The sequence below is a fragment of the Flavonifractor sp. An91 genome (genome assembly GCF_002159225.1).
Classification (GTDB): Bacteria; Bacillota; Clostridia; order Oscillospirales; family Oscillospiraceae; genus Flavonifractor; species Flavonifractor avicola.
In genome coordinates, this window is sequence record NZ_NFHA01000064.1 from 1 (window position 1) to 6424 (window position 6424).

The following is a 6424-nucleotide window of genomic DNA, read 5'->3' on the forward strand; positions in this document are numbered from 1 at the left end:
ACCTGAAAGAACGGCGGCTCTATGTGAACGAGCCTGTGGAAAGCGAGGAGGAAAGCTGATGTGCTGTCTCTTTGGAATCATGGACAACAGCGGAAGTCTCACCGGTAAGCAAAAGACCAAGCTTATCCGGGCACTGGCGGCGGAGAGCGAGGTCCGGGGGACGGACGCCGCCGGCATCGCATACAACAGCGGCGGCAGGCTCCAGATCTGCAAAGGCCCCGGTCCCGCCCGCAAGCACCGCTTCTTTGTACCGGGGGACGCCAGAGTAGTGATGGGCCATACCCGCATGACCACTCAGGGGGATGCGAAATACCCTCAGAATAACCATCCCTTTGCGGGAAAGGTGGGCAGGCTGCACTTTGCCTTAGCCCACAATGGGGTGCTGTACAACGACAAGAGCCTGCGCAAGAGCAAGAAGCTGCCGCAGACGAATATTCAAACAGACAGCTATGTGGCGGTACAGCTGCTGGAACAACAGGGAGCCCTCACACCGGACAGCCTGAGCGAGATGGCTGAGACGGTGGAGGGCTCCTTTGTGTTTACGGTGCTGGACCATAAGGACCGGCTGTACCTGGTGAAGGGGGACAACCCCCTGACCATCTGGCATTACCCGCGGCTGGGGCTGTACATCTATGCCTCTACCCTGGCCATTGTGCATCAGGCAGTAAACCGCACCTGGCTGGCCGGGGAGCCCTTCCGGGAGGTGCCGCTCTCAGACGGGGAGATCCTGAGATGGGACAAGCACGGCCTGACCACGGCGGGACAGTTCATGATGACCTATCCTGTCTATCGCCCATGGCACCCCTGTGCCCGCTCGTATCAGCCGGACCAGAGCTATCTGCGCACCCTCAAGAACATCGCCTCCGCGCTGGGCTATACGCCGGAGGATATCGACGAGCTGCTGGAGGCCGGATATTCCACCGATGAGATCGAGGAGGAGCTGTACGATATGGCTCCGTGGCGGTGACATCCAGCCTTATGGGTGGGGTAAATGTGCATGGCGCATTTATCCCACCCATAAAACCAAATTATTCTAATAGTTTTTGTATTATAAACCCAAAAACTATTGAATATCAAAAAGTTATTGGATATAATAATACTACCATACATATTATAATAAGAAGGAAGTGATCAAGATGAAACGCCTGGAGCGGAACAACTACCTGGAAAAACTGATGGCCTTTCGGGATAAGCATATCATTAAGATCATCACCGGAATCCGCAGATGCGGAAAGTCTACCCTGATGGAAATCTATCAGGATGCCCTTCGATCCCGCGGGGTGGCAGAGGAGCAGATTGTCGCCGTCAATTTTGAGGACTTCGATTTTCGTGCCCTTCGTCAGCCGGAGCAGCTCCACGCCTATATCAAAGCGCGGATCACACCCGGAAAAACAACCTATGTTTTTCTGGATGAGATCCAGCACGTGGAAAATTGGCCCGAGGTCATAGACAGTCTGTTTCTTCGAAAAGAACTGGACCTGTATCTGACCGGTTCCAATGCCTACCTGCTCTCCAGCGAAATTGCTACCATGATCTCAGGGCGCTATGTGGAATTAAAAATGCTGCCCCTCTCCTTTGGCGAGTATGTTTCCGCTATGGATGACAGCCAGCCCCTCTCCCAACTGTACCGGTCCTATATCGAAACCACATCCTTTCCCTATGGTCTTGAGCTTCAGGGACAGCCCAAAGAGCTGCGGGACTATCTGGAGGGGATTTATAACACGGTAGTGGTAAAAGATCTGGTATCACGCAAGAAGATTCCAGATGTGATGATGCTGGAAAGTGTGGCCCGCTTCCTGTTTGACGCCATCGGCAGTCCCCTCTCTACCAAAAAAATTGCGGACACCATGACCTCCTCCGGCCGTAAAATCGACGTGAAGACCGTGGAGAAATACGTGGATGCGCTGATGGAGAGCTTCATTGTCTACCAAGCAAAACGGTATAACATCAAGGGAAAGCAGTATCTCAAGACACTGGAAAAGTATTATGTAGTGGATATGGGTCTGCGGTTTATGCTGCTGGGCAGCCGCTCCACAGATGTAGGTCATATGCTGGAGAATGTGATTTACCTGGAGCTGCTGCGTAGAGGTTATGAGGTCTATGTAGGTAAAGTAGACAATCTGGAGGTTGACTTCGTGGCCATGGACGGGAAAGAGACCCGTTATTATCAGGTGGCGGCCACGGTGCGGGACCAGCAGACTTTGCAAAGAGAACTGGCCTCTCTCCAGAAGATCAACGACCACTATCCAAAACGAATTCTGACCCTGGATGAAGATCCGGAAGCAGATTATGACGGCATTCGCCGCATCAATGCCCTGGAATGGCTGGTAGGCCGTACGGAATAATTTTGGGCCGCAATCCTGCCTGTGCTATCGCTTGGCAGCCACAAACCAGCGGCCCTTTTCAAACCACAGATAGGATTCCTTTCCCTGAATGCGGCAGGTATAGCGATCCCCTACGCCCCCCACGCTCTGACAGGCTGCCCGGCGGACATCCAGAATCTTGTCCACCGGGTAGCGGTGGGCCTCGTCAAACTGGATCTCCAAAGGGCGCAGCTTGCCGTCAGCCTCAAACCGGACGATCACCGGCACATAGCGCTTTTTCCGTTCTTCCATTTGCTCACCCTCCAAAATAGCCCACAGGATGTACCGTGTGATCGTCCCTGGGATTGATGGCACCCAGCAGGGGATCGGTAAACAGTCTGGCCCGCTGGATGCTCCGGTAGCCATACCGCTGCCGCAGACGGTCTACCGCCGCATCGATCCGCTCCCACTTATCCCGGCGGGTCTCCTCCGGGTAAAGGGAGAGCTGGGTGCCCGCTGTGGCTTCCACCAGCCCGGCACCCCGGATGCCAATGCTGCGCAGGGGACGTACCCAGCGGTAGTTTTCGCGGAACAGATTGCAGGCTGTCCGAGCGATCTCGTCGCTGGAGCAGGTGGGCACCTCCAGCTTCCGCTGGCGGCAGAAAGAATTGAGCTCCACATCCCGGACATAGACCTCCACCACCGTGCACCGACTGGCCAGTTCCCGTATCCGGGAGGCCACGCTCTCTGCCAGCAGTAGGATCATCAGCTCCACGTCGCTGTCACAGGTCATGTCCCGGGGCGTGGTGGCGCTGTTACCCACAGATTTGATGTTGGGAATGTGGCTGCTTTTCTGGACGGGAGAGGGATCCAGCCCAAGAGCAAAGGTTTGAAGTACCGCCCCCAGCTTCCCCAGCTTTCTGGTCAAAGTTTCCAGAGGGGCCTGAGCCAGCCGCCCGATAGTGCTGATGCCCAGCCCCCGCAGCTTCTTGCTGGTAGCCGGTCCCACATAGAGCAGATCCTCCACCGGCAGGGGGTAAACCATCTCCCGGTAGTTGTCCCGCTCAATGCAGGTAATGGCGTCCGGCTTTTTATAGTCGCTGCCTAGCTTTGCGGTGATCTTGTTGTCCGCCACTCCAATGCTGCAGGTGATGCCCAGCTCGAACTTCATTCGGTTACTGATCTCTCTGGCAATGGTCATGGGAGAGCCGAACATCCCCACGCTGCCGGTGATGTCCAGCCAGTTTTCATCCAGGCCGAAGGGCTCGATCTGGTCGGTGTAGTCCTCATAAATTTCCCGTGCCATCTGGCTGAAGCGGATATACTCCCCCATATCCGGAGGCAGGATCTCCAGATGGGGGCAGCGCTGCCTGGCCTGCCAGACTGCCATACCGGTCTTAACGCCATATGGCTTGGCGATATAGTTGGCAGCCAGCACAATGCCGTGCCGCTCCTCCTGGCTTCCGCATACCGCCAGAGGCTTGTCCCGCAGTTCCGGATGGCGCTGCATCTCCACCGAGGCGTAAAAACAGTTTTGATCCACGTGCAAAATGTGCCGGCCCATATCCATCACCTCTTGTCTATAGACTAGAACAAATGTTCTTAAATAGCAAGAGGGAATTTGTGGTGGATGCAAAGTCCTTCTGATCGGACGGCAGTTCGTGGTATACTACCCCTTGTGGTAGAACATCAGTTTTGAGGGAATGAGGTGCAGGATATGTGCGGCCGCTATCAGTTTACCGCCGAGCAATGCGAAGAAATTCAGCAAATCGTCCATGAGATCCAGCGGCGTTACGGGGACAATACATGGCAGCCGGGAGAGATTCGGCCCACAGCGTCGGCTCCCGTACTGCTGGGTAGAGGACCGGAGCTGATGCGTTGGGGGTATCAGCTGCCCAATACACGGGTCATCAATGCCCGGGCAGAGACTGCTGAGGAGAAACCCCTGTTCCGGGGGAGCATAACCATGCGGCGGTGTGTCATCCCCTCCACCGGATTTTATGAGTGGGATCAGGAAAAGAGAAAGCACCTGTTCCGTCTTCCGGGAGAACAGGTACTCTACATGGCGGGTCTATATGAGAAGCGGGAGGGAGAAAATCGGTACTGCATTCTGACCACAAAGGCCAACCCTTCTATGACCCCTATCCATGATCGGATGCCCCTGGTGCTTCGCCGGGAGCAGGTGGACCCCTGGTTGCGGGAACCCCAGGAGGCATCTCTACTGCTCCACACTGTTCCTCCGGAACTGGATGTAACGTCCGCTGAGGCACAGTTGAGCTTGTGGTAGCTCCCAGGTATCGATGGCATCCGTCAGTCTGACAGCCCGAAACTCATTTAATTCCGGCGAAATATTGCAGGAGGATGGTCCTGATGGTCTATCAGACATCGTCTCAGGACAGAAAGTGCAAGGAGTCAGTCCAAATTACTATATTCTGATTCTCGTGTTCACAGTGAAAAGGATAACGGCCGACCTTACTTTCAGCTCACAGTGAAAAGGAACGGAGTGGCTTGCTTCTGCGTCTCTGCGAGACTGAAAGCAGCTCACCCCTTATCCTTTTCACTGTTCACACGATATAAAAAATTTGCCAACACAGATGGAATGGCGTTGCATCGCACAAGCTACTCAGCAACTGGCGATTCCATCTGTGTTGGCTCTTTTTCTAGGGGGACATTTTGTACCCCTGTTTCCCTTATAACAGGAATGTCCCCCCTGGAGAAATATCATCCGCTTTGGTCAATCAAGAGACAGTGTGATCAGAGTTGCAATGGCGTTATTGGCAATCAACTGTAATGCCCGTTTCTTTGTCTGAATACACAAGTACAGAAAATGAAATTCCGTGAAAAATTGATATGCAGGGTCTTTATCCATTATAGGCTTATAAATAGAATACAAAGTCTTCTTTATCGTCTCTGAAGTGAGATCATTCGGTACTACGCATTTTTTGATGAATTCAATGGCGCTAGCCTCGGTCAGAGAATATACATATTGATCAGTGATAGGCTTTATATATGTTTTTGTTTTTTTCAAAGCCTTTCTGGGTAATTCGAGATGAAATGCATCATAATACTTTTCCGAATTTCGATATCGCTCCAGTTGTTTCATAACTTTTTTACGGCACAAAGAGAATAAGAAGGGGATTTTGATCTGTTCCGGGTTTATAGTAACCGCATTGCTGCAAATCAGTCCGATTTCGGTCAAGTCCATTGTATTTAAGTAGTCCAAGATACCCCAAATCGCGGCTATTTCATTTTTCAGTTTCTGACTCTTTTTCCCCTCCCCTTTTCTTTTAACAAAACGTAAATACCGTAAAGACTTATCGTTCCCGGAGGCGGATTTTACAGATATTAATTTATCAGAAGCCTTCCGCACAAGCTTTTTCTGCTGGCTATAAATGTCGGCTTTTTTATCAACTAGCTTATAACCATAGTAATACTCTGGTAAGGCGATACTCTTTAGCGCGAGTCTGAGAATTTTTAATGTTTTGTTTAACTTTTCTGGGGTATCACTATGACCAGTATTATCATCATCAAATACATTTTCTTCCAATAGATCAAGGTCAGAGAGAATATCTGGATATACGTTTAACAAAGTGTTTGTTGTCTTATAATCCAACTCTTCGGTTGCGGCAAAATCAGCAAAAAAATCTCTAATATTGTATGAAAGAACTGGAAATGGGATATTTTCTTCTGCGTGGTCTTTGGAGGATTCATCACAATCGTCGTCCGATGTCGATTCAAATAACATCTGAGTAAAGTCAAAATACAGTAGTATATTTTGTGACGGATCCTTGCTGTCTTTCTCCTTGATGGCAGCCCTCTCTTCTGCTTTCTTGGACTTCAGTATTTTCCTAAGATCGCGTATCGGATATACGAACATTTGATCTTTTAAATATTCCGCCAATTTTACGCGGATTGATTCAGCGCATTTTTGGGTCAATGTGTCCAGAATATTGGAGAGAATACTGTTGCCACATGGTAATAGGAATTTCTTTGAGCTTCTTTCTAGGCCCTGTTTGAAAAATGTGTAGTTTTGTTCTAAAACAACAAGATAGCAATAGCGGCAAGGTAGACGAAGGCCAGAAAAGAGGCATCCAATTTGTCATATCTGGTAGCAACTCTCC

General features: G+C 51.0%; 6 protein-coding genes and 1 pseudogene. 3 read left to right on the forward strand and 4 right to left on the reverse strand.

Annotation, left to right across the window (positions count from 1 at the left end):
* Positions 1–58 precede the first annotated feature (58 nt).
* Together B5G42_RS17045 and B5G42_RS17050 are read left to right on the forward strand one after the other, a co-directional pair.
* The gene (locus B5G42_RS17045) at positions 59–967 is read left to right on the forward strand and encodes a class II glutamine amidotransferase (protein WP_087272972.1); all 909 of its coding nucleotides are present in this window, start codon (positions 59–61) and stop codon (positions 965–967) included.
* Positions 968–1136: 169 nt separating this feature from the next.
* A complete protein-coding gene (locus tag B5G42_RS17050) occupies positions 1137–2345 on the forward strand; it encodes an ATP-binding protein (protein ID WP_087272975.1) in 1209 nt (402 codons plus the stop codon).
* A gap of 24 nt (positions 2346–2369) precedes the next feature.
* Here B5G42_RS17050 and B5G42_RS17055 read toward each other — a convergent pair whose 3' ends face one another.
* Both B5G42_RS17055 and dinB read right to left on the reverse strand, forming a co-directional pair.
* The gene (locus B5G42_RS17055; protein WP_087272978.1) at positions 2370–2615 is read right to left on the reverse strand and encodes a hypothetical protein; all 246 of its coding nucleotides are present in this window, start codon (positions 2613–2615) and stop codon (positions 2370–2372) included.
* A gap of 4 nt (positions 2616–2619) precedes the next feature.
* Entirely contained in the window at positions 2620–3867 is a 1248-nt protein-coding gene (gene dinB / locus B5G42_RS17060) for a DNA polymerase IV (protein ID WP_087272981.1), read from the reverse strand.
* A gap of 153 nt (positions 3868–4020) precedes the next feature.
* On the opposite strand from dinB, the gene B5G42_RS17065 reads away from it, so the two are divergent.
* Complete coding sequence (locus B5G42_RS17065) at positions 4021–4590, forward strand: SOS response-associated peptidase (RefSeq protein ID WP_087272985.1); 570 nt, start codon at positions 4021–4023, stop codon at positions 4588–4590.
* Between the two features lie 447 nt (positions 4591–5037).
* Here the strand turns inward: B5G42_RS17065 and B5G42_RS17070 are convergent, their stop codons facing one another.
* Complete coding sequence (locus B5G42_RS17070; RefSeq protein WP_140399883.1) at positions 5038–6240, reverse strand: hypothetical protein; 1203 nt, start codon at positions 6238–6240, stop codon at positions 5038–5040.
* Between the two features lie 98 nt (positions 6241–6338).
* Positions 6339–6424: pseudogene (locus B5G42_RS18035) on the reverse strand (IS5/IS1182 family transposase); the annotation flags it as partial.